The 4160-nt window shown below is 28.2% G+C and carries 2 protein-coding genes; both read left to right on the top strand.

The window, feature by feature from the left end:
• Positions 1-190 precede the first annotated feature (190 nt).
• Positions 191-1219 (top strand): helix-turn-helix domain-containing protein, encoded by a 1029-nt coding sequence (locus ABI549_RS13545; protein WP_348076990.1) that lies wholly within the window; start codon positions 191-193, stop codon positions 1217-1219.
• Between the two features lie 102 nt (positions 1220-1321).
• Positions 1322-3739 (top strand): outer membrane beta-barrel family protein, encoded by a 2418-nt coding sequence (locus tag ABI549_RS13540; protein WP_348076989.1) that lies wholly within the window; start codon positions 1322-1324, stop codon positions 3737-3739.
• Positions 3740-4160 lie beyond the last annotated feature (421 nt).

The raw sequence follows: 4160 nt of genomic DNA, 5'->3' as shown, positions 1-4160 counted from the left end.
TCTTAGTGGAAAATATGCGGTTACGAAGTTCGCCACTTCTTGAAGCCGCGAAACGTTGGCAGAAACCCTCGAGCTACACGAAACGCACAAAAAACCTCCACATAAAAAATAACCTTTCGTTAAAAATGCAAAGACATATTGTACTAATTAATAATTTTCAAATTTTGTATCTTTCGAGCATTAAATTAAAATGATGCTTAAAACAATTCAAATTATTGCATTACTTCAAGGACTTTTCGTCCTTTTTGTTTTATATAACAATCGCAAAAGTTATAAGAATACTACTTTTTGGTTACTGTTTGGAAGTCTTTTTTCAATAGTATTATACATCATCGGCGATGATAAGAATAATTTATTTGTTGAAAACACTGATTGGTTTCTTTTCGACAATACACTTTTTGTAACTTTTTTGTTTCTATTTTTCAAGTATTATAAAAACAATAAAGAAAAGTTTACAAAGTCAGATTACTATTTTTTCATTCCAAACATCATTTATTCAATTCTTGAAGTAATAGAAATTAAATTACATCCTAATAACATAATCGTTGAAGTATTTGAAGTTTTTTGCAAACTAACTTTTATCATATATTTATCTCTAATTTTATATTCAGTAGTTACAACTAAAAGAAAAGTTTGGATTACATACTTTATTATTCCGATAATTATACTATTCTTTTTTTCATTTTTAAATGATATTCTTAAAATAGTTAAATTATCAGAATTACCGTTTTTATCCGACCAAAATTTCAATTCATACCTTTTATTAGTTGTTGCTTTTTTATTTTATTTTATCGCTTTCAAATTGTTTAATGGTGCTAATGAAATTTTACCAAAAACAGGAATTAGTAAATACAAAAATTCTAACCTAAATGATGAATTGATAAATAAATATAAAATAGATTTAATAAATGCAATGCAAAAAGATAAGTTATACCTAAACTCAAAATTATCAATACAAGACGTTTCAGATAAATTAAATATTCCTCGTCAATACATTTCTGAAGTTTTAAATGAGCATATGAATACCAATTTTCAAGATTTCATAAATGAATACAGAGTTGAAGAATTTATAAACCAATTAAAAAATGACCAAAATAATAATCTTACACTTTTAGGAATCGCTACTGATGTCGGTTTTAATTCTAAATCTTCTTTTAATGCTATATTCAAGAAATTCAAAGGGTTAACACCAACACAATTCAAAAAAAATCTTTTGTAAAAAGAAACAATTAGTACAAATAAATCATATTGCACTTACTTTGTTTTTATATATGCACAATCACTTACGATATTTGCGACATAATTGTAAGAATACAAAATTATGACACTGCAAAAATCAATAAAACATTTTATTTTAATGTTATCGTTACTAGTTTTCTCCATTTCTAATGCACAAAAAGGAGTAACAATATCAGGAATTATAAAAGACCAAAACACTAAAACTGTTTTGCCTTTTGTAAACGTAGTTCTCAAAGCAGAAAAAGACAGTACTTTTGTAAGTGGCACAGTTACAAACGAAGAAGGACGATTTATTTTATCAAAAATTAATACAGGTAATTATTATCTTGAAGTTTCTTATATCAGTTATGCAACAAAAAAGCAATCATTATTTGTAGGCAATCTATCAGACTATTTAGACATAAAAACAATCGAAATAGAAGAGAAATCAACAACTTTACAGGAAGTAGTTGTAACAGGAAAAACTGCTGAAATAAGTGAGAAAATGGACAAAAAAACATTTTCTTTGAAAGATAACATTAGTCAAAGTGGTGGTTCTGTTTTACAAGCAATGCAAAATTTACCAAGTGTTACGGTTCAAGACGGCAAAGTACAACTTCGCGGCAACGATAAAGTAACTGTTCTTATTGACGGAAAACAAACCGCTATAACAGGTTTTGGAAACCAAACAGGATTAGACAACATTCCAGCTTCTGCGATAGAAAAAATTGAAATTATCAATAATCCATCAGCCAAATACGATGCAAATGGCAATGCAGGAATTATAAATATTATTTACAAGAAAAATAAAAAAGTTGGTTTTAATGGAAAGGTTGGTTTTACAACTGGTTTAGGTTCTTTGTGGGTACGAAAAGAAAACTTGCCAACCATAAGACCTCAATATACTTTTACACCAAAAATAAATCCAAGTGTATCGCTAAATTATAAAAAAAACAAAATAAATCTTTTCTTTCAAGGTGACTATCTTTACACAGAAACGCTAAATAAAAATGAATTTGTAACACGTAATTATGATAATGGTGATGTCATTAATTCACAATTAAAACGTAATAGAAACACGCATTTTACTACCATAAAATCTGGAATTGATTACACGATAAACGACCAAAATTCATTAACAATATCTGGACTTTTTGGAACAGAAAAAATTATTGACCGTGGCGACCAACCTTTTTTTAACGCTGACTTTACACAACGCAACAGACTGTGGCAGTTTTTAGAAGACGAATTAAAAACTACTTATATGGCTACTGCCAACTATCAACATAAATTTAAAGAAGCAGGACATTTATTAAATATTGGTTTAAACTACACTTTTCACAGAGAAGATGAAAAATATTTTTACGACAACTATTTACCAACTTCAACAGGAACAGATTCTTTCAAACTATTATCAGATGAACAAGTTTATGATTTTAATTTTGACTACATAAAACCCTTAAAATATGGACGAATTGAAACAGGCATAAAATTCCGAAACAGAAATATTCCAACCAATATGCAATTTATTCCTGGCGCAAATTCAGTAATAGATTTAAATGCAGGAGGTTGGGCAACCTACAAAGAATTAATTCCAGCCGTTTACGGAAATTACATTTTTGAAAACAAAAAATGGGAAGCCGAATTAGGTTTAAGAGTTGAGTATGTTAAAATTCAATACGATGTAAACCCCAATCATATTGTATATAAAAGCGATGGTTATAACTATACACAGCCATTTCCTAATATGCGTCTAGCATACAAAATCAACGACAATAATAAACTTTCTATCTTCTACAACCGACGAGTTGATAGACCAAATGAAGTTGATATACGCATTTTTCCAAAATATGACGATGCCGAAATTATCAAAGTTGGAAACCCAGCATTGCGTCCACAATTTACAAATTCAATAGAATTGGGATATAAAAAAAGTTGGGAAAAAGGTAGTTTATACAATGCTATTTATCACCGATTTGCCAATGGAACTATAACAAGAATTTCAAGTACAGTTCCGCCAAGTAATTTAATTTATGCTACATTTCAAAACGTAAATAAAAGCTACAACACAGGTATAGAAATAGTTTTAACACAAGAAATGTCAAAATTATATTCATTCAACATCAATCTAAACACCTATCGAAATCAAATAAATGCGTTTACAGTTGAAAATAAATATCCAACTACACATTTATTTTCGGCAGAGAAACAAGAAATATTTTCAGGAAATCTTAAACTAAACAATACTTTTCGTCTTCCTAAAAACTTTGATGCTCAATTAACAGCCATCTATTTAGCACCAGACATTATTCCACAAGGAAAAATAAAATCAAGATTTTCATTGGACCTTGGAATAAAAAAAGCAATTCAAAAAGGAAAAGGCGAACTATTTTTTAATGCAACAGATTTGTTAAATACAATGATTATTAAAAAAGAAATCAAAGGACAAGATTTTAATTACACCAGCAACGATTACTACGAAACGCAAGTTATAAGACTTGGTTATAGTTATAAATTTTAAAAAAATACATTCAAATAAATTTAAAATTCTTTTCCTAATTTTCAGCATTAGTTTTCAATTTGTAAATGCACAGCAAGTAAAAGATACTTTAACATATATAAATATGACAAGCAAAAACATTAAATTATCTACTCGATTTGTATTTATTGCCACTTCAATAATATATATCTGCTACGCATTTATATTTATGCTTGTCGTATTTATATTTATATCAATCCGACTTATATTTATTTCTATCTGACTTATATTTATTGTAATCCGATTTATTATTATACCTATCCGACTTACATATATTGTAATCCGAAAGGTAATTATTGAAAGAATTGAAAAGAAAAACCGTAACAGAAAGAAATAAGGGCATCTGCCAACAGCGGTTTCAAGAAATGGCGAGAAATGTGGTAAATTCACGTTTTTCTTTCGC

The sequence above is a fragment of the Flavobacterium sp. genome (genome assembly GCF_039932285.1).
Classification (GTDB): domain Bacteria; phylum Bacteroidota; class Bacteroidia; order Flavobacteriales; family Flavobacteriaceae; genus Flavobacterium.
The sequence above is the reverse complement of the archived record's forward strand: the minus strand, read 5'-3'. Positions and strand labels throughout refer to the sequence as shown.

What these genes read in the sequence shown, in the direction of transcription:
- ABI549_RS13545 (WP_348076990.1), top strand. Translation starts at nt 191, where the DNA reads ATGATGCTTAAAACAATTCAAATTATTGCATTACTTCAAGGACTTTTC.
- ABI549_RS13540 (WP_348076989.1), top strand. Translation starts at nt 1,322, where the DNA reads ATGACACTGCAAAAATCAATAAAACATTTTATTTTAATGTTATCGTTA.